This is a genomic window from Phaeobacter cretensis, from assembly GCF_047372505.1.
GTDB lineage: Bacteria > Pseudomonadota > Alphaproteobacteria > Rhodobacterales > Rhodobacteraceae > Phaeobacter > Phaeobacter cretensis.
This window is the reverse complement of the sequence record NZ_JBKBEU010000001.1, coordinates 199,167-220,000: the sequence shown is the minus strand read 5'-3', so window position 1 is coordinate 220,000 and position 20,834 is coordinate 199,167. Positions and strand designations below refer to the sequence as shown.

Below are 20,834 nucleotides of genomic sequence, written 5' to 3'. Positions count from 1 at the left end.
AATAGAATGGATGGTTTTCGCCGCGCAGCAATTTGATACGAGTTTAGTCATTCTAGAAGATCTGTATCCTTACGAGTTCAGGGCGCGCTATCGTATCTTGCCCGATGAATTGCCGACATTAAGTTCGGGCAAACAATTCTATTGACAAATCATCGGGATCAACTCGCCGTGGCGCGGAGGCAAGATCGCGCTCATGAATCTGGTTCGAGAGATTATTACAAGGAAACCCGAACACGATGACGATGTTTTTGCGGATCAGAACGGGGAAGTTCTGAAAGAGCCGCGGGGGGAGACGAAATATAATATCAATAAATATACCGATTCCAATATTATTTTTGCCGATGCCCAAAGTTGGGCTGAAGAGAATTCGGTCGATATTAGAGACGTTATCTTTAGCTCAATTTGCTGCTATTTTAAGGGCGCGGGTTTTTTATCCAGATCAACCAAAGCCAAGAGCGCTGCCAGTTCGGGGTATCCGAGCGATTAGAACATTGAGGCCTACCGCCTCATCTTTTTATCAATTGGACGATAATGTCCAAGGTTGTAGGTCAGATAAGGTGAATGCCGACGCCGGGACAACCGAGTACCCGCCTCGTGCCATTCTGATGGATGTCCTGAAAAAGGTAATAGGCGAGGCAACGGTCGTCATCGTCATTGAGGAGTTTGACCGGTCGCGCCCGGAGTGGACGCGAGGCAGAAGTCGAAACTCTACGCGAAGGCAACGATTAATTGCTCGCCATCTAGTGGATCGCCAAAAAGAGCCGCATATCCGATGTTAGCCAACTGGCGGCATTAAATGATCGTCGAACTGAACAACCATCGGGGCATGATCAGAGGCAGGGAACTTTCGATCCGTGGCAAAAGCGATGCTTTCGTCTTGGAGCCCCTCGTTGTGCACTTCGGAATGCATAAAGCACTCTACCATCCGACGTGAGCCGAGAATGTGGTCGATCATCTCGCCCTTACCGTGGTGGATGAGGGTAAAACGTTTGTCTTCAGGGATATTGTTTTCGAGTGGAAGTAGTACCCGGTTGGTTAAGTCAGCGTTTCCGGTTTCCTCAACCCTGCCGCGCAGAGCCATCACAGGAACCTCGTCTGGGAGAGCGTTGAAATCTCCGGCGAGAATGACGGCGGCATCGGCATCATTATCGAATATCTGATCGACAACGGCGCGGGCTTCGAGCGCGGCCCCAACCCGTTTAAGCGAAGACACGAAGAAGCCCTCGGCCCAGGCAGCGGCACTTTTCCAGGTGAAGCGATCCTCCATCGAGGGGCCGTGGCGAACAGCCAGCTTGGACTTAAAATGCGCGTTAAGCACGTGTAGCGTCTGGCCCGTGGGTAGTCGAAGCGTTACATGCTGGAGAGGCCGTTCCCAAGTCTGGGGTTTGGGAGTCTCGTCGCCCGCGATCTGGCGTTTGTAATGGGGGTGCCCTACGACCTCCCCGTTAATTTGGCGTTGGTCGATGACTTCGATATCCGGGCGGACCAGCACGACTAGATTGCGCTTATCATACACCTCGCTACCGTCTTTGAGCATTGTTGATACAGTTTTATAGTCTGCGTAGCGGGTCGGTGCGACTAGCTGTTGAAGGGTGAGCAGTTGGCGCGGCTCTCCTTCGGTTTCCTGGCCGTGAACCTCCTGTAAACAGATGATGTCTGCGCGAAGACGCTCCAAAGCGGCGCGAAGAACCGGGGCACGTTCGGCAAAGCCCGGGCGGATTAACTCGCCGTTATCATTGAATCGGTCCTCGTCGAGATTTTCAAGATTGTAGGTCGCAATTCGCAACATGAGTATGGTTCCTTGTAAATAGGATCAGGGGCAATGAGTTCTAGCTTAAGGTCTATTGAAATGTCTGACCAATCTCGCGTTTGTTTTCAAGTAAAACTCATCGCAGTCCTTTTGCCGTGTTGAGTTTTTCGGAAGCAGAGGTTCGTTAGCTACGTGGCATTGGCCGAAGCAGGCTTGCCGCCACCTTTTGCTAGATAAGGTGGCCCATACCCTCGATTAACCAGTCATTCGCCAGTCCGCAGAACGGCTCGTTGTACGAGAAATTCGCCGTCTCTGTGAAGTTATAGCTTGCGCCTCTTGTTTGGACGGCTCAGCATTGAAAGCCGCCTGGAGTCAGACAGTATTGGGCCAGCTAGTTGCTCGGTTAACTAAATTTCACTATCAATCTTTCGACACTGGATTTTTATCTTGGGCTTGTCTTCGCCTCGGTAATAGATATTTCGCAAATATATGACGGTACCGTGTCAATCATCATTTTGTTTCCGAAGCGGCAATCATGCGTTTTCTAGAGAAACTATATTTTCGGTCAGCGCTTTGAAACGAACTCGCATTACCTTCCTTTTCATTTCTAGCAGGTATTTAATCTGTCTGGGTTTTCCCGGAAGGGGCAGGGGTATTCCCTGAAAATGTAGGATGCGACAGATCGTTTGAAAATTTATAGAGCGCTGTATTTTATACACTTCGAGACGAGATTTTAAGATTAATATAAAATTTAAACTCGTTGAATGTCATACTGGGAACGTTTCAAGTACCTTCCTGATTATGTTTGAGACCGGGCTAGCCGCCTGAATACCCTCATATAACTCAAACTTCATAAGTGCCGTCAAAAGGTAAGCAAACTGGTTATTGTTTTGCGGAATTTTTATCAAGAGGCCCGGCTTCAGTCTATCTGAGCGCTCTATGCGTCATCGAGCAATGCAGATACCAGTAAGTAGGATTTCCATTTTTTTGGACTTTGAGTATACTAAAATCAGTTCCGAAGTAGTTTCAAGAATTCGAAATTGTGGGTTAGTAGAAAGATCGGTTTGGCATTATTAACAGCGTTTTTTGGGTAGGCGAAGGCTTGGTAGGCGGAGCCGGGATCCAAACTTGTGATAGCATCATCTGTCACGGCGACCTCTTTGGTAAGGTCAAAATATTGATTTCCTAAACGGATAACGAAATAGAAGAAGGTTTTTGCCATCTGTGGGGATGACAGGTTTTTAGCTCAAAGGTTCCCCTCCGAATTGATTGGCGCGAACTTGATCCATGTCGATGCAGTGAAAATGTGAATTAGTGCATATTCACAAGCAAGAAGATGTGCTTTACGGCATGTGGTCTATCTTCAGATTGTTCGTCATTTGTTCCTGTGGCGAATTGCGTCATGCCCGCATTTACGCCAAAAGTTAGAGCGTACCCAGGAAAGCTGTTCCACAACCTGTTAGACGCGGCCCGCGGTAGTCAAATGGTTGCGCTGCGATGTGCTGCGCGCTGTCGCCGCTGTGTTAACGACCTTGACGGTGGCATTGTATAGGTCGTTGGTGGGAAGTATTCGGTGCATATATCGCCACAAATGTTCAAAGTACGGTACAACCAAACACATGTACATTCGCTGCCTTTGGCCACCTTCGGGCAATAGACCCGGTGGCCGAACTTATATCCACAAGCGCATAGCGGGCATAGGTTTGGCTTCCACAAAGGCAATCTAAGAAGATGAACAAATCTTGTAATATCCATAAATAGGCAAGAGCCGCACGACTTGCATTGCGGATGTTACCACGGGTTGCTGAATTGAACTCTTATTGACTTGGATCAGGAATTTGGGCGGCGTGTTGTACTGCAAGGTCTTCAGCCCGATCTGAAAATAGTTAGCTGTCGGTGCCTGAGCCACATGCATAGCCGCGATCTGGTACCGATCCAGTTGTGAAAGGCATCGCAATAAATGTGCGGGGGTACGACAACGACAGTTTACTGTGATCCTAGCTCTCGTAGCTTGGCGGATTGTCTCACCAATGTTGACCTAACTTTCGCATTCAGAATGCTTGATGGTACTCAATATGAGTAATCATAAAAAACTACTCTTCAATATGAGTAGCATCAGATTGCCAGAGGTTACCGGATACGGCCGGGATGTGACTTAACAACCAAAAAGAGAGAATCCTTAGAGGCGACCGCAGCTTTCGGCAGCGGCGTCAATTCAACCTAAGGAGAGAACGATGCAAAACGCAAACATCACGGCGCATTTGAGTGCGATTGGGGCGCGCATGAGGGAAAAAGGCCTATATCCTTACATCGAAACAGATCATTCGGCGCTCTCACCACTGTTTGAACAGGTTGGAAAGGAGAAGGTCCATCCGATGTCAAGTGTGAGTGAAAAGGAGCTGGGAGATGGTAAGGCGTTCTGGTTGTTCCTTCAAAAGGAGGGAAGGAGCATCGCGTGTATTTCTGCGAAACTCATTGAATTGGGACGCGGTGATTTTGGAAGCTACATGTCTGGCCTGGCGAGTTCTCGGTATGAACGGGCGTCAAAAGTTGTGTCCAATGTGGCGCAACCTTTAATTGATGAGATGAGTGGAAGGATGATCTATTTTGGTGGGATCGAGTTCGCAGCAGATCAAAAGGGCAGTGTCAGGCTACTGGGTGATTTTGCTCAATATGCAAAGCTCACATCTGCTTTGAGATGGGAGTTTGATTGGATGTACACCATCATTGCATACAGGCATCGCAGGCTTGCTGATGACTATGGTTTTCACTGGCGCTTGAGGAATGCTATTCACTGGTCAGATCCTGTGCCCGAAGGCTTGGCTAACGATCACATGGTCTTAGCCACTAATCCGGCGCATTTCTTTCATGTGTTAGGTAGCGTGAAGCCAGGTGAGCTTTGAGAAAATAGCTGTGACCGGCCCTCTATCGGGGTCGGTCAACCTCATTGATACTTTACGGTAGCCGCCAAGGACCTTTTGACCCTTTACTGTGACATCAAGCTCTTCATCAGTGACGATGTAAGGCACATCTTGGAGAGCCTTGTGCGATTGCATCGCCCTATCAATCACACGTTTGTCGAAAGACCCAACCACGTGGTAGAAATCTCTGTTTCCACCTAGCATCAATCGTTCTGCCGTCGTGCTGCGCTTCCCTATTTGAAGGGGGTGCATGATGCTGTCGGTGGCCTCAAGCGGTTTATAGAGATCAATTTGATCTCCCAGCCACTCCCAGTTCTTAAGCTGCGCTCCCTCTTTCTGGTACCAGTCAAGAACGTGATCCGTCGTTACCGAAAACCCCGCGCGTGAACAAGCGGCTCGATCGACGTTGACGTGCTCAGCAATCTGCCAGCGATCTGCACCTGGCTGAATTTCCTGAGCTATGGGGCGGGATTCTTCAAAGAATGAGAGGGGCAGGCCCAGTGTAGCTGCAAGCTTGGAGATCGACGAAAACGGGATCTCACGCTCGTTCTTTATCTGATTGTAGAGCGTGCCATAGCTGATGCCCGACCTGTCGCAGGCCTGTTTGAGTTTCATGCCGGATAGTTTGCAAGCCTCCTTGATACGCTGCCCGAGCATGTGACCTTCTCCCTAAAAATATACATATGTGTATATTTAGTTCATTAGTTGACATATGTTCGCATTGAGGTCAACAATCAGGGCGTGTGATTGTTCGACCAAAAGGCTGACTCGAGATTGAAACTACGAGATAACACCGAGGCGCGCGAAGCGTGGGACGATATGGTGTCAAGCTGCGAGAATCGTCGACAATCTTTTTTGGAGGAGGCGCAACGAATCTCTGGGCGCCCCCTTGATTTCTGGGATGAATTTACTGAGGGCTTAGACCACCGAACTCTCGTAATCTTAACATCGAGAGCCCACATGATCGCCGTTACAGATACTTAGATATCCGTGTCGGCAAGTCGTCAGTTATTCCGTAATATAGAAATTCCAGCGATAAACGGTACCGCTTGCGGAGCTTTTTTGCGGCTTGCAGAGAAAGCTCACGCTTGCCGTTTTCAAATGCTCCGTAGGCTTGTTCGGACATGTTTGCACCTTCAGCAAATCCTCGTTTGTCGAAACCCAGCGACTCGCGGACATGCTTAAGACGGGCGGAGACTGCGGCAATGCTGTCCTGTTGATCTTCTAACATGTCGATACGTTATCTGATTTGAGTAACAAAATCACTAAACAATCCGCGTATTTTGCGTAAACTCAAAAGAGCTGATTTTTCGTAGCGAAACGGAATTTTTCAACCGGATATGTGGATCAAATTCGAGACAATGTTGTGATCGCAGTCCAAAGCAGACATTTGTACAGCCCGGAGCTTTCGCTATGCTGCAAGCGCAGCCCTCTGTCGGGTTCGACCGGCAGCTAAGCGGACAAAGTGTCCCTCAGAACACTCCAATTGAATAGCCGCTTTGCCCATATCCGGGGTGCTAAAGCAATCCCTGTGCAAGGATCATCAAGACGCCCGCCGCCACGATGTAACCAGCATCTATCAAGGTTGCTTTGCTTGATTTTTGGCTAAACAAATCCATTCCTGCAACGAACAAGGCCACAGCAAAGATCGCGCCGATGGCTGTCATGATCGCTTGGTCGGTTTCTGTTATTCCTACCACTAACGCTAACAAGGCAGTGCCGACAAACTGAATGATCATTGCCAATATTGGGGGAGACGCAGGTGCTTTTATACTGTGGCTACCGGCAGCCCAAGCCGTACCAAACATCTTCGGGCTAAACCAAATCATGCCAAGACCAAACGCTGCAATTGTTCCGACGGCCACTGCTGCCCAATTCATAAGTGCAATATCCATTGTTTTCCTATCTATGATGAAGGCGTTTCAAAACATCCACGCAAGCGTACATCCAGCAAATGCGCCCAGCCCATTTCATGGCGCGTCCGAAGATCGTCTTCTCCCTTGGGCCAGCCGGAATGCACGATATCCACATGGGTTGTCTCATTCACCTGACGCAGGTTAATTTCCAACACGGTTTCCGCTCGTGGCTCTGATATCACCCAAGAATAGATCAACCGCGCCGCGCCGTTTTTTGGCGGCGATATCTCGCGTATCTCACATTCGACTGGATCTCCGGACCCAATGCCAGGCGGACAATCCATCGTGAACGCCGCACCCTCCTGCATTTGAAAAGTATTCGGCATTAGCCATTCTGCGATCTTTGTGCTGTCGGTGAAGTAGGGCCAGACATCATCAATCACAGCATGAATTTGAATATTTTCGTGGACATGGGTCATTCCTCGCGATCCGATGACTTAGATTCAACAATGTGCTTGAGGCTTTGAAGGCGGCCCTTCCAGAAAGTTTCGTAGCGATTCAACCAATCATGTACTTCACGGAGCGGCGTTGGCGTCAGGTGGTGTTTGCGTTCACGCCCAACTTGTTGAATCTCGACCAATCCATGTTCTTCCAGGACGCGCAGATGCTTGACAATGGCGGGACGCGATATCTCGAATTGTTGAGCAATCTCACCTGCACTCTTATCGCCTCTAGCGAGCATATCAATAATCTGCCGACGGTGGGGGTCTGCGATAACACTGTAAATGCCTTGATTTCGATAAGTCACCGGTCGCCCCGCTAGATTGTCTCAGCTCAACACCTAAGACAAAACCTGTCGTGCAGACCAGATCAAAGCGCCAATCACGACGGTCAACAAAATCCAGCGGCCTAATTTTCCTGAGGGCGCATAGGTGAAACGCCAGATCATTCGGGCCACTCCGTTTGTGAACAGATAAGTCTTACCATCCAATACAACGCTGATGTCCTCACGGCCTTTGGGCAGCTCGCCCTGGCCCTTTTTGATCGCGCCCGCGAGAGCGCAGTCGCCATTATATTCAGGTGAATTCATCAGTATACCCTTCTCAATCGGTTACGGAGAGATATATGTTACCTACAGGTTACACGTCAAGCGCGAAAATCACGCTCAGTATGTTTGACTATATCGAAACGACATGGGAGCCACGCAGCAACGATGAGGTAACTTCAAACTAGCGAACAGATTTTTACTAGCGTCTGCCAACTTCACACACCGGGCGTTTAAGCAGAATGCAGCTTCGTCGCTCTGGGCTCTAAGCTGCCTGGCTGCGATGTGGCCCTCTGATCGCTAGCCTGGACCGTCGACAGAACTACCTCAGGCGGCCGCAAGACGACCAGATCGATTATTGAGGTCTGAAACGTGAGTTAGAACGTGCCCCACGAAACATTGAGGCCGGATCCACTTGTTTACATGAGCCGTCGACAAAACATACGTTCATGCCTTTGTCCTGTGATTGACAGCCAAAGGCCTGAATGCCCGTAAATCACCTTGCCTGGAGTCCTGTGCCGTGAAGGTATATGAGCCCAAGTCGATCCATTCGACTTCGACCTCAGCTGTCAGTGCATGAAGGATCAGTCCAATAGTAACGAGGAGCCGCTCGCGAGGACATCCAGCGGTAGTGCCCCATCCGTGTTGTGCGCCATGAGGTCGGCGATGGGCTCAAGGAAGAGATCGTAGGTCGTGTGGTGTACTGGAAGGATTTGCTTGGGCTGGATGGTCGCCACAAATGGTAGGAGATCATCCGCGTCCATGCTGATCTTGCCAAGTGCGCCGGTGGTTCCCACGCCGCCCACATGCGCAATCATCAGGTCCGGGCGGCCCATTGCCGTAGTCGTGTCAGTCACCTGCTGGGTTCCAAATGTATCGCCTGTCCAATAGATCGACCGCGACCAGTCCCCGATAGAGAAGGTGATCCAATATCCGTTTCCTTTGCCAAGAATTTCAGCGATTTGGGGCGTTTCCGAATGAAAGGCAGGCAGCGCTGTGATCTCAATGTTTCCACTGCCTGCGGCAATTTTGCGCGTCTCGTTCCAGTCTATAGGGTCAAGTCCGGTGAACCCAAAACCCGCGATCTTTGCGACATCAAAGGGCGGTAATATAATCGGGATATCATGCGCCAGTTCACGCGCGGCGGCCTGGTCGAAATGGTCTTCGTGCGCATGGCTAAGAATGACAGAATTCGGCGGGCGCAGTTTCGTTCGACGCAACGGCGTATTGCGTGCGTGTGTTTTGATATTCGGCCCCTTTGCGAGATCAAACATCTCGTTGGGATCGCCCATGACAAAGGCGTTCTCGCCCTCTCCGAAACACGGATCGGCCAACAACGTATAACCATTGAACTCGATCTGCAGGCTAGAGGCCCCAAGCCAAGTGACTTTGACAGCTGGTGTGACTTCGTGTGCCGGCGTGGTTGTGGCATGCACGGCAGAGGCGAGACCGCCAACGGCAGCGATACCCGCGCTATGTTTCATAAATGATCGACGATCCATGTCCGATCCTTTCCTAGGTTGCTTGAAACTTCCTCGTAGACCGGTGTAGCCATCAAAATTATGCAGTTAAATAAGATTAAGTTGCTCAGTTTGGCCATGAAAGTTGGATAATATGAATTTGCAACAGATCGATACATTCCTAGAGGTCGCTCGCACTGGCAGCTTTGCTGCCGCCAGCCGACGCATGTCGCTACCTACCTCGACGGTAAGCGCTCGTATCAAGGCGATGGAGGAGCGTATCGGCACTACACTGTTTCGCCGAACAACCCGGAAAGTTGCGTTGACAAGCGATGGCCAGCATTTTTTCGAGGTCTATACCGAAGTTTTTGAGATTCTTTCGAGCCTCGAACCAAGGGGCGTAGGCGGCGAAGTGCTGAGCGGCCACATCCGCCTCACCGCGCCGATCGATTTCCCAACGTCGTACTTGGCCGATGTTTTGACCCGGTTTACGGATCGGCACCCAGCCGTGACGATCGATATCCTGATGACAGATGACGTGTTGGATTTTGTCGAGGACAACATTGATATCGCGTTGCGGGGGCGTGCGCCTGGCGCAGAAAACCTGATTTGTCGAAAGTTCACGTCTGAGCAACTGGGCCTGTTTGTGAGCCCGGATTTTTTTTCAGAACACCGCGAACGCCTGTTGCAAGGTCAACTAAAAGGCTTGGTGCTTTTTGACCCCCTCCAACAGGCGGCTACGCTTGGGAGTGCCGTTTATGGCACGCTCTGCCCAGCGGTGCGAACAACAAACAAAGAGCTGTGCAAGGCGATGGCCATGCAGTCGCGCGGTGTTGCTCTTCTTGGACATACTGTTTGTAAGAGCGAATTGCAGTCGGGTGCTCTGCTGGCCCTGGATGACACGTTTAACCTGCCAGATTTGCCAATGTATCTTGTAATGCCGAGCAAGCGTTTGCTGCCGCAACGGATTAGGGCTTTCGTTGATCATCTGGTCGATGATCAACGCGGTGAGTGACTGCATTGATCACTGTGCCGACGGTATAGTTCCAAGGCCTTGCCGAAGAGTCCAATGACTTTGCAAAGTCGGTTTTCTGCGTACCTCCGTCGCTGATGGCCCGCGCAGCATCAGCTGGGGTAGTGACTTCCTCTTGTACGGCTGCGTCCGGGAAACTGACTTGAGTGTACGCACTTGCAGCATAGGTATTGTCGCGGGGAGTGCACCTGGTCCGCTATGGCTGTCATGCATCCACCAGCGGAGGCCCTGCCAACTATTCAAGCTCGTGATCCGTAGCCCGCGCCACCGTAAGGCAGTTTTGAGGGCCAGCCTACTATAGGCTGCACCTTGCACCAATGTCGGCGATGTCCACTATGGTCCATTGCGAAAGCTACTTTCTTAAGTTGTGCCCGGTTTATTGCGCCATAAACTGGTGTGTCTCCAATCCGGCCGCGAAGCTGCAAGGGAGCCAGCTCTTTGAAGTATGACTTGAGAGTATCAAAGCCCTCAGAGTTTTCACTTTCAGCGACGATCATCAGAGCAGTGCTCATAAGGATGCTAAATTCTGTCTGTCGGGTACTCTATTTCGGCCCGCTCGCGATGTTTACCGCATCCCCATGACAGCGAATTCCAATCGGTCTTGGGTGCCAATGTCACCAACTACTACGGGGCCAGAATGAACACCAACGCCGATTCCAACGTTCCTCATGTCGGGAGCTGCTTGCTTTTCCTTCCAGCCTTCAAAGAACTTTGAAATATCAACGGCTACTGCAAGCGCGTCAGTTGCATCACGCGACCCTTGTTCTGGCGTTCCGAACGTGTTCATCAGCCCATCTCCAGGAAACTTGTCGAAGGTGCCTAACGCACAGATCCTGATCGAGTGGGCGAATTCACTGGGGTTTGATCTGGTGTTGAGGCCGCGTGACCTGCCCACCTACACCCGCCGCGTGGTGGCCGAAAGCCGGGGAAAGCAAGGCCCGCGGCAAAAGCGTTTCAGGCTGGAGAACCGGCGCCGCTCCGGGCGGTGACTACTCCGTCTCGGCGTTCACAACGTCGCGGACCCGCTGCCAGTTTTGCGCGGCCAGAGCATCGGCCAGCGCCACGCACGCCCAGACCGGTGCGCCCTTGCGGCTCCATTCACCAACTGCCTGCCGGGTCAAATCATAGCGATTGGCGAATTCAGTTTTCCAGCGGGCGGTTCCGAACAGTTGGGTTGCCATCTGGTCGAGCGCGGTAAACCTTTCCTCGGCAGTGATTTCCGTGTAATTGGTCAAGGCCTCGTTCCTTTCGTGGCAATCGCCCTGCACCCGTTCCGCCTCGAAAGAGGGGGGGCAGGGCACCTTATCCATCAAATCAGATCCAGCATATCAAGCTGTTTGGCCGAGTCGTCAAATAGGCCGACGTCGTAAGGCGCCTGTGTGCCCTCTGGTGTTTCCTCGGTGTCGAAAACTGTCTGACGTCAGCACTTATGGGTCCAAATAGGGTCATTTGCTAAGAGAGTGTTTGTTGCTCATCGTAACCACTGAGGAGTGGACGAAGAGAAAGGCAACGAAGAGCCCTGGCGAGAAGATCGTCAAAGATATCAAACGGGCGACCGGCAGGCACTCTTCATCCGAAGAGAAGATCCGGATCGTGCTGGATGGCCTGCGCGGCGAGGACAGCATCGCTGAGTTGTGTCGTTGTGAGGGTATATCGCAGGGCATCCCCCGCACCACGTTCTATCGTTGGTACGATCGATACCTGCAGCGAGGCCGGGTTGCAGGATCAATCTCCTAAGCCAAAGCACGTCTGGAACCGCGTGCCTGACGAAGTGAAGCGCAAGGTTGTCGACTTCGCCCTGCAGGAAACGGAACTGTCACCGCGTGAGCTCGCGGTGACGTTCACAGATCAGGAACGCTACTTCGTGTCAGAATCTACAGTGTATCGTGTGCTGAAGGCGCATGATCTGATCACCAGCCCGGCGTTCATCGTTCTCAAGGCAGCGAACGAGTTCAAAGACAAGACGACTGGGATCAACCAACTTTGGCAGACCGACTTCACCTACATCAAGGTTCTCGGCTGGGGCTGGTTCTATCTCAGTACGGTCCTCGACGATTACAGCCGCTACATCGTCTCCTGGAAGCTCTGCACCAACATGCGGACTGAAGACGTTACCTATACGCTGGACCTCGCATTGCAGGCATCTGGATGCGACCAAGTTCACGTCGTTCACAAGCCACGTCTGCTCAGTGACAACGGCTCAAGTTACGTCTCAGGGGATCTGGCGGAATGGTTGCTGGACAAAGGCATGAAGCACTCTCGCGGTGCGCCATATCATCCGCAAACACAGGGCAAGATCGAACGCTGGCACCAGACCTTAAAGAACCGCATCTTGCTGGAAAACTATTTCCTGCCAGGTGACCTCGAAGCTCAGATCGAAGCCTTCGTCGATCACTACAACCACCAGCGCTATCACGAGAGCATCAACAACGTCACACCCGCTGACGTCTACTTCGGACGCAACAAAGCCATTCTAAGGCAACGCGAAAGGATCAAACGAAAGACACTCGAAGCGCGACGCTTGCATCACCGCCAGCACGCCGCATAATCAAACCAACCAGATGAGCCAAACCCTCTCTTAGATTAGGCAGCCATTGGTTCCAAAAACTCTGACAACGGACAGTCAAGACGTAGTCTTTGGATTAGCTGTACTCAACGGTGGCTAAGTCTGCACAGCCGCCGGTCGAAGCCGCCAGAGGTCCGGGCCTGCAGCATCGGGATTGTTGCGTGTAGTGCAAGTGTCTGCTTTGGGCTGGCTGTGACTAACTGTAATGCTTTGTCAGCCATCCAGGCGCGCGCCTGCGCCGCCGCAAGTAGGCTTTGAGGCCAGAGTGACTGATACTGCGATGCGCATGAATGTCGGCTGCAAATCCAATGTCTCCAAAGGCACTGGGATTCATCTTATGTGCTACAGTGGGTTTTGCGCGGAAATACCTAACGGTATTTTCGGTCGAATGGCCGATGATCGAGACGTCATTTCCTTTGAGTGACCAAGCCCGCAGGCGATCGATCATATATAGATTATTATTTATGATATCGCCAATGAAGCCGATTGTTGACTTAGTATCTATATTCACTAATATGAATATTTGAAGAACCACCGATAGGTCAGCCGTGCCGATTGCAACAGCCGAAAACGAACAGTCCTATTCGAATTGGGCGGGATCAATGGCCCTTGGTTTGATCCTCACATTTCCCGCTGCTGGAGCCTGGGCAGACGAAATCGGCGACCCTGAAAACGGTGCCAAGGTCTTTCGAAAATGTTCGGCCTGCCACCAAATCGGTGATGGTGCGGTAAATCGGATAGGCCCGCATATGAACGGTGTCTTTGGTCGATTGGCTGGATCAGTCGAGGGTTTCAGATATTCTGAATCGATGGATCGTGCCGGGACTGACGGCCTCGTTTGGACCCGAGAAACGCTGGACGCGTTCTTGGAGAACCCAAAATCGCTGGTGTCCCGGTCCCGAATGAATTTCAGAGGCTTGCCAGCCGCCGAAGACCGCGATGATCTCTTGGCATATCTAAGAACTTTTTCCGATGACCCCGCCAATATTCCAGAGGCCGAGCCAACGGCACAGGCAATCGATCACGGCCTTGATCCTGAAATTCTGGCGCTACAGGGCGACCCGCAGTACGGCGAATATCTATCGACCGAATGCACCACCTGCCATCAAGTTGATGGTAGCAACGATGGCATCCCGGCGATCACCCAATGGCCCCAAGAGGACTTTGTGATCGCAATGCATGCTTACAAACGCAAACTGCGCCCGCATCCAGTGATGCAAATGATGGCGGGACGCTTATCAGACGACGAAATCGCGGCCCTTGCGGAGTATTTCAGTAAACTTGAATAAAAAAACCTAAGGGAGGAAGACCAAATGAAACTAGATAGACGTACCTTTTTGGGCACGGCCACTGTGGCGACTGCAACTATGTCGGCGCCAATGGTATTTGCGGCTGGTCACGGAAAACCAAACGTCGTGGTCGTAGGTGGCGGCGCGGGAGGCGCTACAGCCGCACGTTATATAGCCAAGGACAGCGCGGGCGAAATTAACGTCACACTCATCGAGCCCAGCCGGGCATATTACACCTGCTTTTTCTCCAACCTCTATATCGGTGGTTTCCGCAACATCGATGACATTGGCCACACTTATGGCACTTTGGCATCCACTGGCGTGAACGTCCTGCATGACTGGGCCGTTGGGGTTGATCGCGACGCCAAGACCGTTTCACTGGCTGGCGGCGGCTCTGTCCCTTATGACAAGCTGATCCTTAGTCCCGGCATCGACTTTGTTGATGGCGCGGTAGAAGGGTGGGACATGAGCGCTCAGAACGCTATGCCGCATGCGTATAAGGCGGGATCACAGACCGAGCTTTTGAAGTCTCAGATCATGGCCATGCCTGCGGGAGGCACCTTTGCAATGGTCGCGCCGCCCAACCCATATCGCTGCCCGCCTGGTCCGTATGAGCGGGTCTCTATGGTGGCGCATCTGTTAAAGGCCAACAATCCGACGGCAAAGATTATCATCGCTGATCCGAAAGAGAAATTCTCTAAGATGGCCTTGTTTCAAGAGGGTTGGGCAGACCACTACGACGGCATGATTGACTGGATCGGATCGGACTTTGGTGGCGGAGAGGTTTCGGTAGACCCCAGCGCAATGACGCTTACAATTGATGGCGAAGTCACGAACGTGGACGTCTGCAATGTTATCCCGGCAATGAAAGCGGGTCAGATTGCACATTCAGCGGGTGTGACTGACGGGAATTGGGCGCCAGTCAATGCCGCGGACATGGGCAGCAAAGTGGACGCAGATATCTATGTCCTTGGCGATTCCAGCCAACAAGGCGACATGCCCAAATCAGGGTTTTCGGCCAACAGCCAGGCCAAGGTCTGTGCAAACGCTGTTCGGGGTGCTCTGACCGGTTCAAAGGTCTTTCCGGCCAAATTCTCCAATACATGTTGGTCGCTGATCGACACCGACAATGGGGTCAAAGTAGGGGCAACCTATGAGGCAACTGAGGAAAAAATCGCAAAAGTTGACGGTTTCATTTCTCAAACCGGAGAGAGCGCCGAAGTCCGAAAGGCGACCTACGAGGAATCCGAGGGCTGGTATGCCGGTATAACCGCAGACATGTTTGGCTGATTAATTCGCGGGGCTGGTCTCAGGACCGGCCCCGATCCAACTCAGGGAAATAAGCGCCAACAGATTTTGATTTCGATCCAACGACTAAAGCGCTGAGATATCAATCAAATGGATGTGAAAATCAACAAGACGGGCTTTTGTAGTGTGCCAAAACCGTCGTGGATTCAGCCGTAGTGAATTGGCGCGAAGTCCGGCAAAGCTGTCAGTCAAGGGCAGCAGGCCGTCCCGCCTAACGACGAAGGGATCGCCGCAAGCAGTGCGAGTGTCTTCTTCGGGCTGCCTCCGGCCACCTGGCAATGCTCAGCCAACCGTCCAGACGCGCCCAGGAAGCTGCGCCGCCGCAAGCCGGCTTTGAGCCCTCTTTGAACAATGCTGCGCCATACGGGAATGTCGGCTTACGACTGATACCGAAAAGCAGCCAACATGGGACAATCAGGTGGGCATTCCATCTGCTTTTGGGAGATTGGGATCCATTTGATCCCAAGGCTGAGCGCTCTTGACGTAAATGTCACGGCTTGGTGCGTACCAGCTCGGATCATCCAAACTACCCGCAAACAGGATCATCGCGCCATCACTTGCCTTGTTGATCAGAAACAGCGGTGATCCACATTCAGAGCAGAAGCCACGAAGCATAGCATGGCCGCTATCAGCTTGGCGCTCGAACCATTTTGGCTCTCCTTTTTCGACCTTGAAATCCGCCTGCTTCACTAGAACCGCTGGAAAATAAGCGCTTCCAGTAGCCTGCTGGCAATCACGACAATGGCAATTCCCCATGTAGCGGGCAACACCTTTGGACGTGTATCGGACTGCTCCACACGCGCATCCACCGGTGAACTGTTCTGGCAACATAAGCATTCCTCCTGAGATCATTTTAGGTAGGAGAACCAATTTCGCAACAGCCTTATGTTCTTATGAAACTATGTTGGAAGAGCGGCCATTGGAACAGTCGCAGCGAAATGGTGTTTTGTCCCGCTCAGCCGACCTTGACCTCTGGTTTCAGTCCCGGTTTGGTACGCTGGCGCGGCCAACGGCGGCAGTGAGCCCCAAGCTGTCGTTGCATTGCGTGTTTTTAGGCCTGATAGTCACTTGCGGAGGGCGCACGTGACCGCATCAACAATCAGACCTTGTGACATTAGTGATTATCCCGCGCTCAAGGGTTTTGACGAGTTTATGGGTGATCGACGGATCGACATGCAGCAGGGCAGCCTCTTGGTCGCGACGCTGGAAAGTGCGGTAGTTGGCTACGCCAAGGTCGCTCATTCCGAGTTTATGGGGTGGCCGCTTCTCTCGATTGTCTGTGTGGCCCCCTCATCGCGGAGGCAGGGCATAGGTCGCGACCTAGTCGAGGGTGCTAGGCTGGCCGCACAATGGCTTCGGCTTTACACCTCTACCGAGGCATCCAACATACCCATGCGAAACCTGCTGAAAAGCTGCGATGCCAGAGAAATCGGCTTTACAGATGATCTCAACATGTCTGGCGAACGCGAGGTACTGTTCAGACTGAAGTAGCGAACGGCAGCTGAGTCCGCTCTGCCGCCCTCCAACCCCAAAATTTCGCAGCACCTCTGATCAATGACCGCTTTTCACGCGGCATCGCAGCGGTCTTAGGCTGTGTTCTCAGGCCGAAAGGCGGACTTTGCAAAGGTCACTTACTGCGCTTCACTGACATCCATGCCGGGCGCAGCATTGTCCTGAAAAGAGAAGCAAACCGGAAGGTCCGCTAACGGGAAGTTTGGCCAGATTATTCGCGCCCGCAGCAGAGCATTTGCTGCGCCTTGAATGAATGTCGACCTTGGGCTGATTTTGTTAAAAAACTAATACCTGATCGAGGCATAATCTGTTGATTCAATTCTCTTATTGATTGGGAGAATTGGCGATGATGGGACCCAAGCAGGAAGCTCAGGCGGCACTGTTTTACGAGTTCTCGCTGGAAGACCACGTGCCACGAGATCACTTGTTGCGGTCGATTGATCGGTTTGTCGATCTGAGCAGCATCCGATCGCATCTGGCCGATTTCTACAGCCATACTGGTCGCCCTTCCATTGATCCTGAGCTGCTGATCCGGATGTTAGTGGTGGGGTATTGCCTCGGCATCCGGTCCGAGCGGCGGCTCTGCGAGGAGGTCCATCTGAACCTAGCGTATCGATGGTTTTGCCGTCTTGATCTAGGGGATCGCATTCCAGATCACTCTACTTTTTCAAAGACCCGTCATGGCCGGTTCCGCGAGAGCGATCTGTTGCGCCAGGTGTTCGAGATGACAGTTGCGCGCTGCATGCAGGAAGGGCTTGTCGGCGGTCAGGGTTTTGCGGTGGATGCCAGCTTGATCAGCGCTGACGTTCAGAAGCAGAATTCCAGCACCCCCGAAGACTGGGCAGCGCGCGGGATCGACCCCAATGATGCGCCGCGCGCGGTGCGCGAATATCTCGACGTTCTGGACGACGAGGCCTTTGGCGCAGCCAGTGAGGTCATTCCCAAATTTACGGCCCATGCTGATCCAGCTGGCCAGTGGACGGCAGCCCGCAAAGGCCTGCATTCTTTGCCTATTCGGACAACTATCTCATCGACACAGATCACGGGATCATCATGGATGTGGATGGCTCGCGGTCGATCCGGCAGGCAGAGGTGGGTGCTATGCGCAAGATGATTGACCGCACAGAAGAGCGCTTTGACATCAAGCCAGATTGGATCGCTGCCGATACCGCATACGGGTCATCTGACAACCTCGTTTGGTTGACACTGAAGCGGCAAATTCTCCCCTTCATTCCTGTTTTTGATAACTCTAAACGCAAGGACGGCACCTGGTCTCGGGCGGACTTCACATGGGACGAAGACATCGACGGATACATCTGTCCAGAAGGCAAAGAGCTCCGTCATACCCGGCGCAATTATTCTGATCCCGCTCGAAATATGCGTGGCATGAAAGCCCGAAACTATGGTGCTCTCAAATCTGATTGTCAGGTCTGCCCATCGAAGGCCAAATGCTGCCCCAACACCGACACCCGCCGTATCCGTCGCGAGAAATACGAGATCGTCAGAGACTTCGCTCGGGAATGCACCACCTCAGAGTTCAATCCGAAGGCTCAGGCGCGGCGCAAGAAGGTTGAGATGCTCTTCGCACATCTCAAACGCATTCTTGGATTGGGCAGGCTACGATTACGAGGCCCCTCTCAACAGATTTGCTCGGCAAATCGCCTGCCGGGCAGTGCATGCGGCGTCCAAGACGAATTTACACGCGCCGCCATCGCCCAAAACCTCCGGAAACTAGCAAAACTCAAGCCAATGGTGACAACCACCGGCTGACAACAAGCCTCAACATCGGTCGTTCAACGAAATCGGCTTCCTCCGGCCATCTGAGGACGTTCAGTCAACCGCCCAGGCGCACATCTCACAACGCATCTGTCGAAACGCTATGGTTGGTGACAATTTGAAACCTTAAGGTACTCGTAATCCGTCCAGATGGCTCCAATGTGACGTCCGAAAGTCCAAACGTCATAGATCTATGTCGCGGCTTTGCTCATATCTGAGCTTTGAATGTGTCCCCAAACACGGAGCCTGTGGGTATCGTGCGGAGGGCAGGGTGTGCAATCTGTGGGCGCAAACGGCTAATGTCAGATATTCGCGGTGGTTGGGTAGCAAGATAGAGGTGTGGAATTGTCGGTCGCGAATTCCGTATGATTGAGTTATCTCTCGCGTAAGCGTCTGCTATGGCGGACATAGATCGAGAGAATTGCTGCGCATACTTGCGTAAGGTTCCGATTGTGATGTGTTATGAGGTGCTTGCGCGCTTCCCTATCGGCGTTCCGGGAGACTGCATTGTCCTAAACCCTTGTGGCGACGGCCAAAAACGAAGGCCCGTCTATCTTCGAATGGGTTGCCTATCACAAGATGATCGGGTTCGAGACTATTATCATCTATCAGAATGACTCGGATGATTTCACGCATGAGATCCTGAAGACGCTGCGGGACATGGGTGAAATTGAGTATTTCTACAATCGGGCCAAGCGTGGCGCGCACCAAGTACGTGCGTATAAAAGAGCTTCTCAACGGCCTAAGTTCCGAAATGCGAAGCGGGTCATGGCGCTGGATCTGGATGAGTTTCTACTTATCAAGGTGGGTGCTGGGACACTGGATGACCTTGATCGTGCCCTTCCTGATAGCAATTGGATCATGCTGAACTGGAAGCAGTTCGGCGGTGCTGGGGAAACTGAAATCTCGGATAATCTGGTCGTAGAGACGTTCCAATTGGCCGAACACGAAAACCGGATTGTCACACATTTTGCACCGTTCAAATCGTTATTTGATCCGAAGTGTTTTGCCAGATGCGGGATTCACAGACCAAGAGAAGCTCTTGTGCCGGAGGAGACTATCAGGCTCTCCAATGGATCCGGTATGCCTGGTTCATCATACGATCACCATAACTTCCGTGCAAAAGACCCAGGGCGGCGCGCTTTGGCACAAATAAACCACTACCTCACGAAGGATGCTGCGAGTTTCGTGCTGAAATCGCATCGCGGGAGCGCGCATCAGGCCAACCGGGCCATCGATCGCAAATACTGGCAACGGCGCAATTATAATGATCAGAAAGATACCTTGCTGGCTGAAAAGAGCGATGCTCTGCGAGAGCGTATGAGCGCTCTTGATGCCGCATCCGGGGGGCGCTTGCAGGCGCTCCGCGCACAGTCCATTGAGTTGCGTCGCTACCGGTTCAATACGCTTTTGGACGAGGATGCCTACAAAGAGCTATATGATTTTTGTGTTGGCAATCCTGGACTTCCAGAAACCGTCATTTGAGCACATGACAGATAGCTGCACCGGTTAAAGTTACTTTGCTTAAATCGGTGCAAAGGTTAGGCGGCCTTGTCGTGACCTGACGGCGCGCGACGTCAGTCCTATAGCGATCCATTAAGGGATCGGCTGAAAAGCCTCTGACGAATATTTAGTCGTGTTATCAATCTTGGGGCGACCGCTCCGCTTACGTCTGTAGAAGGCGATAGATTTCGACCTCGCGCCCGCAGGTTGGGTCAATAGTTCTACGGTCAAAGACCATTCCGAGTTTTTGCATTATGCGGGCTGAGGCTGTGTTTTCGACTTGGTAAATGCTCACAATGTCTGAAAGGCCCAATTCGTCAACGCCAAACGACAACGCGGCACTGGCGGATTCGCTTGCGAAGCCTTTCCCCCAGCTTTGTTTGGCAAATCTCCAACCAATCTCAACGGAGGGCAGGATTTCCGGCAGAAAGCCGGGCCATGAGAAACCTGTAAAGCCGATGAGTTCGCGGGTTTCCCGCAATTCAACTGCGAATAGCCCAAAACCGCGTTCGGCCCACTCGGCTTCGAACGATCTGATAGATCGAGCGGTCGCGTCTTCGGTACGGGGTGCACCGTTCCCAATGTAACGCATGACATCCGGATCAGCGCAGATCGCTGCAAACGGGGCGTGATCCTCTGGCCTCCAGTCTCTGAGCAGAAGCCGATCAGTCTGAATTTCGTGCTTTGTCATGCTGGGACCTAAGCATATTGCTGGATGGCAGCACAGCCCGGAAAACATGCTGAAACCCATCCACAGGCTTGTCATAGAAAAAGGACCGGAGGTTAATCCGGTCCTTCCCAATCAGTTGGTCTGC

The 20,834-nt window shown here is 52.2% G+C and carries 21 protein-coding genes and 2 pseudogenes; 10 read left to right on the top strand and 13 right to left on the bottom strand.

The annotated features are described in order from the left end of the window. Positions 1 to 193: 193 nt before the first annotated feature. Positions 194 to 487, top strand: a complete 294-nt coding sequence (locus ACEWZM_RS01045) for a hypothetical protein (protein WP_414004676.1) — start codon at positions 194 to 196, stop codon at positions 485 to 487. Positions 488 to 775: 288 nt separating this feature from the next. On the opposite strand, the gene ACEWZM_RS01040 is transcribed toward ACEWZM_RS01045, so the two are convergent. Next, entirely contained in the window at positions 776 to 1,789 is a 1,014-nt protein-coding gene (locus ACEWZM_RS01040; protein ID WP_414004675.1) for an endonuclease/exonuclease/phosphatase family protein, read from the bottom strand. A gap of 970 nt (positions 1,790 to 2,759) precedes the next feature. After that, positions 2,760 to 2,972: an AAA family ATPase gene (locus tag ACEWZM_RS01035; protein ID WP_414004674.1), complete on the bottom strand. Its 213-nt coding sequence runs from the start codon at positions 2,970 to 2,972 to the stop codon at positions 2,760 to 2,762. Between the two features lie 1,012 nt (positions 2,973 to 3,984). Here ACEWZM_RS01035 and ACEWZM_RS01030 point away from each other — a divergent pair. Beyond that, positions 3,985 to 4,653, top strand: a complete 669-nt coding sequence (locus tag ACEWZM_RS01030; protein ID WP_414004673.1) for a hypothetical protein — start codon at positions 3,985 to 3,987, stop codon at positions 4,651 to 4,653. Here the strand turns inward: ACEWZM_RS01030 and ACEWZM_RS01025 are convergent. The 7 genes from ACEWZM_RS01025 to ACEWZM_RS00995 form a co-directional block, all read right to left on the bottom strand. Continuing rightward, positions 4,624 to 5,328, bottom strand: a complete 705-nt coding sequence (locus ACEWZM_RS01025) for a helix-turn-helix domain-containing protein (protein WP_414004672.1) — start codon at positions 5,326 to 5,328, stop codon at positions 4,624 to 4,626. The two genes, ACEWZM_RS01030 and ACEWZM_RS01025, sit on opposite strands and share 30 nt — an antisense overlap. Positions 5,329 to 5,641: 313 nt before the next feature. Beyond that, positions 5,642 to 5,902 (bottom strand): helix-turn-helix domain-containing protein, encoded by a 261-nt coding sequence (locus ACEWZM_RS01020; protein WP_414004671.1) that lies wholly within the window; start codon positions 5,900 to 5,902, stop codon positions 5,642 to 5,644. 286 nt (positions 5,903 to 6,188) lie between these two features. Beyond that, a complete protein-coding gene (locus ACEWZM_RS01015) occupies positions 6,189 to 6,566 on the bottom strand; it encodes a DUF1761 domain-containing protein (RefSeq protein WP_414004670.1) in 378 nt (125 codons plus the stop codon). Positions 6,567 to 6,577: 11 nt separating this feature from the next. Then, on the bottom strand, positions 6,578 to 7,006 hold the full coding sequence (locus tag ACEWZM_RS01010; RefSeq protein WP_414004669.1) for an SRPBCC family protein: 429 nt from the start codon (positions 7,004 to 7,006) through the stop codon (positions 6,578 to 6,580). Beyond that, the gene (locus tag ACEWZM_RS01005) at positions 7,003 to 7,335 is read right to left on the bottom strand and encodes an ArsR/SmtB family transcription factor (RefSeq protein WP_414004668.1); all 333 of its coding nucleotides are present in this window, start codon (positions 7,333 to 7,335) and stop codon (positions 7,003 to 7,005) included. The genes ACEWZM_RS01010 and ACEWZM_RS01005 overlap by 4 nt, the downstream gene beginning before the upstream one ends. 33 nt (positions 7,336 to 7,368) lie before the next feature. Beyond that, positions 7,369 to 7,617, bottom strand: a complete 249-nt coding sequence (locus tag ACEWZM_RS01000; RefSeq protein WP_414004667.1) for a hypothetical protein — start codon at positions 7,615 to 7,617, stop codon at positions 7,369 to 7,371. A gap of 539 nt (positions 7,618 to 8,156) precedes the next feature. Then, a complete protein-coding gene (locus ACEWZM_RS00995) occupies positions 8,157 to 9,074 on the bottom strand; it encodes an MBL fold metallo-hydrolase (RefSeq protein ID WP_414004666.1) in 918 nt (305 codons plus the stop codon). A 112-nt stretch (positions 9,075 to 9,186) separates the two neighbouring features. Here ACEWZM_RS00995 and ACEWZM_RS00990 point away from each other — a divergent pair, with 112 nt between their 5' ends. Next, entirely contained in the window at positions 9,187 to 10,047 is an 861-nt protein-coding gene (locus ACEWZM_RS00990; RefSeq protein ID WP_414004665.1) for a LysR family transcriptional regulator, read from the top strand. A 583-nt stretch (positions 10,048 to 10,630) separates the two neighbouring features. On the opposite strand, the gene ACEWZM_RS00985 is transcribed toward ACEWZM_RS00990, so the two are convergent. Further along, positions 10,631 to 10,852 (bottom strand): adenylate/guanylate cyclase domain-containing protein, encoded by a 222-nt coding sequence (locus ACEWZM_RS00985; protein ID WP_414004664.1) that lies wholly within the window; start codon positions 10,850 to 10,852, stop codon positions 10,631 to 10,633. A 28-nt stretch (positions 10,853 to 10,880) separates the two neighbouring features. Between ACEWZM_RS00985 and ACEWZM_RS00980 the strand changes: the two genes are divergently transcribed. Beyond that, positions 10,881 to 11,054 (top strand): hypothetical protein, encoded by a 174-nt coding sequence (locus ACEWZM_RS00980; protein ID WP_414004663.1) that lies wholly within the window; start codon positions 10,881 to 10,883, stop codon positions 11,052 to 11,054. Here ACEWZM_RS00980 and ACEWZM_RS00975 read toward each other — a convergent pair whose 3' ends face one another. Beyond that, the gene (locus tag ACEWZM_RS00975) at positions 11,055 to 11,300 is read right to left on the bottom strand and encodes a hypothetical protein (RefSeq protein ID WP_414004662.1); all 246 of its coding nucleotides are present in this window, start codon (positions 11,298 to 11,300) and stop codon (positions 11,055 to 11,057) included. A gap of 238 nt (positions 11,301 to 11,538) precedes the next feature. On the opposite strand from ACEWZM_RS00975, the pseudogene ACEWZM_RS00970 reads away from it, so the two are divergent. From ACEWZM_RS00970 to ACEWZM_RS00960, 3 genes and pseudogenes are all read left to right on the top strand, one after another. Beyond that, a pseudogene (locus ACEWZM_RS00970) lies at positions 11,539 to 12,613 on the top strand (IS3 family transposase). 620 nt (positions 12,614 to 13,233) lie between these two features. Next, positions 13,234 to 13,920, top strand: coding sequence for a c-type cytochrome (locus ACEWZM_RS00965; protein ID WP_414004661.1), 687 nt, complete (start codon positions 13,234 to 13,236; stop codon positions 13,918 to 13,920). Positions 13,921 to 13,944: 24 nt separating this feature from the next. Next, the gene (locus tag ACEWZM_RS00960; RefSeq protein ID WP_414004660.1) at positions 13,945 to 15,210 is read left to right on the top strand and encodes an FCSD flavin-binding domain-containing protein; all 1,266 of its coding nucleotides are present in this window, start codon (positions 13,945 to 13,947) and stop codon (positions 15,208 to 15,210) included. Positions 15,211 to 15,642: 432 nt separating this feature from the next. Here ACEWZM_RS00960 and ACEWZM_RS00955 read toward each other — a convergent pair whose 3' ends face one another. After that, positions 15,643 to 16,059: a GFA family protein gene (locus ACEWZM_RS00955; protein WP_414004659.1), complete on the bottom strand. Its 417-nt coding sequence runs from the start codon at positions 16,057 to 16,059 to the stop codon at positions 15,643 to 15,645. A 252-nt stretch (positions 16,060 to 16,311) separates the two neighbouring features. Between ACEWZM_RS00955 and ACEWZM_RS00950 the strand changes: the two genes are divergently transcribed. From ACEWZM_RS00950 to ACEWZM_RS00940, 3 genes and pseudogenes are all read left to right on the top strand, one after another. Continuing rightward, positions 16,312 to 16,719, top strand: a complete 408-nt coding sequence (locus ACEWZM_RS00950) for a GNAT family N-acetyltransferase (RefSeq protein WP_414004658.1) — start codon at positions 16,312 to 16,314, stop codon at positions 16,717 to 16,719. Positions 16,720 to 17,086: 367 nt separating this feature from the next. Next, a pseudogene (locus tag ACEWZM_RS00945) lies at positions 17,087 to 18,510 on the top strand (transposase). A 528-nt stretch (positions 18,511 to 19,038) separates the two neighbouring features. Continuing rightward, entirely contained in the window at positions 19,039 to 20,001 is a 963-nt protein-coding gene (locus tag ACEWZM_RS00940) for a glycosyltransferase family 2 protein (RefSeq protein ID WP_414004657.1), read from the top strand. A 181-nt stretch (positions 20,002 to 20,182) separates the two neighbouring features. Here ACEWZM_RS00940 and ACEWZM_RS00935 read toward each other — a convergent pair whose 3' ends face one another. After that, the gene (locus tag ACEWZM_RS00935) at positions 20,183 to 20,710 is read right to left on the bottom strand and encodes a GNAT family N-acetyltransferase (protein ID WP_414004656.1); all 528 of its coding nucleotides are present in this window, start codon (positions 20,708 to 20,710) and stop codon (positions 20,183 to 20,185) included. Positions 20,711 to 20,834: the final 124 nt, after the last annotated feature.

Bases quoted from the DNA above. Each gene is read 5' to 3' on its own strand.
- ACEWZM_RS01045 (WP_414004676.1), top strand. From the start codon at position 194: ATGAATCTGGTTCGAGAGATTATTACAAGGAAACCCGAACACGATGAC.
- ACEWZM_RS01040 (WP_414004675.1), bottom strand. From the start codon at position 1,789: ATGTTGCGAATTGCGACCTACAATCTTGAAAATCTCGACGAGGACCGA.
- ACEWZM_RS01035 (WP_414004674.1), bottom strand. From the start codon at position 2,972: ATGGCAAAAACCTTCTTCTATTTCGTTATCCGTTTAGGAAATCAATAT.
- ACEWZM_RS01030 (WP_414004673.1), top strand. From the start codon at position 3,985: ATGCAAAACGCAAACATCACGGCGCATTTGAGTGCGATTGGGGCGCGC.
- ACEWZM_RS01025 (WP_414004672.1), bottom strand. From the start codon at position 5,328: ATGCTCGGGCAGCGTATCAAGGAGGCTTGCAAACTATCCGGCATGAAA.
- ACEWZM_RS01020 (WP_414004671.1), bottom strand. From the start codon at position 5,902: ATGTTAGAAGATCAACAGGACAGCATTGCCGCAGTCTCCGCCCGTCTT.
- ACEWZM_RS01015 (WP_414004670.1), bottom strand. From the start codon at position 6,566: ATGGATATTGCACTTATGAATTGGGCAGCAGTGGCCGTCGGAACAATT.
- ACEWZM_RS01010 (WP_414004669.1), bottom strand. From the start codon at position 7,006: ATGACCCATGTCCACGAAAATATTCAAATTCATGCTGTGATTGATGAT.
- ACEWZM_RS01000 (WP_414004667.1), bottom strand. From the start codon at position 7,617: ATGAATTCACCTGAATATAATGGCGACTGCGCTCTCGCGGGCGCGATC.
- ACEWZM_RS00995 (WP_414004666.1), bottom strand. From the start codon at position 9,074: ATGGATCGTCGATCATTTATGAAACATAGCGCGGGTATCGCTGCCGTT.
- ACEWZM_RS00990 (WP_414004665.1), top strand. From the start codon at position 9,187: ATGAATTTGCAACAGATCGATACATTCCTAGAGGTCGCTCGCACTGGC.
- ACEWZM_RS00985 (WP_414004664.1), bottom strand. From the start codon at position 10,852: ATGAACACGTTCGGAACGCCAGAACAAGGGTCGCGTGATGCAACTGAC.
- ACEWZM_RS00965 (WP_414004661.1), top strand. From the start codon at position 13,234: ATGGCCCTTGGTTTGATCCTCACATTTCCCGCTGCTGGAGCCTGGGCA.
- ACEWZM_RS00960 (WP_414004660.1), top strand. From the start codon at position 13,945: ATGAAACTAGATAGACGTACCTTTTTGGGCACGGCCACTGTGGCGACT.
- ACEWZM_RS00955 (WP_414004659.1), bottom strand. From the start codon at position 16,059: ATGTTGCCAGAACAGTTCACCGGTGGATGCGCGTGTGGAGCAGTCCGA.
- ACEWZM_RS00935 (WP_414004656.1), bottom strand. From the start codon at position 20,710: ATGACAAAGCACGAAATTCAGACTGATCGGCTTCTGCTCAGAGACTGG.